Source organism: Vibrio sp. 811 (assembly GCF_033339195.1).
The window spans coordinates 1-653 of record NZ_JAWOUB010000498.1 but is presented as its reverse complement, the minus strand read 5'-3'; the positions used below and the strand labels follow the sequence as shown (position 1 = coordinate 653).

Sequence of the window (653 nt, the reverse complement as noted above, 5' to 3'; positions counted from 1 at the left end):
CGATCTGCATTGCGACGTTACGTAATTCGCGCACATTTCCTGGCCAAGCGTAAGAAAGCACGGCATTTCTGTCGGCATCACTCAACGGTCGACTGTCTGGATTTGTTTGCAACGCAAAGTGCTCAAACAGAATCAACGCGTCTTCTTCTCGCTCCCTAAGCGGCGGTAAGTAGATCTGTGCAACATTAAGTCGGTAATACAAATCTTCGCGGAACTCTTCATGATCGTTGAGATCTTCTTTCGCGGCAGCGATCACTCGCAAATCCACATTGATCTGCTGGTTACCACCAACTCGCTCGACAGTATGTTCTTGCAATGAGCGCAGCACTTTCACTTGCATTGAAAGCGGCATACTCTCGATTTCATCAAAAAACAGCGTGCCTTTGTCGGCGTATTCGAGTTTGCCAATCCGTCGTTTACTTGCTCCGGTAAAAGCGCCGGGCTCGTGACCAAACAGCTCACTTTCGAACAGATTTTCGGGAATCGCGCCACAATTTATTGGCACAAAACGATGTAATTTTCGTTGGCTTTCTTTATGCAGACTGGTAGCCACCAGCTCTTTACCACAGCCCGTTTCACCATAAATAATGACGTTAGTATCAATACGCGCTAGCTTTGCAACTTGTTCACGCAATTGCTGCATGACCCGGCTT

1 protein-coding gene is annotated in these 653 nt (G+C 47.6%); it reads right to left on the bottom strand.

Features of this window, described 5'->3' with window-relative positions:
• Positions 1-653 (bottom strand): sigma-54 dependent transcriptional regulator (locus R7Q46_RS27710; RefSeq protein WP_318078359.1); only part of this gene is annotated, 653 nt, incomplete at both ends.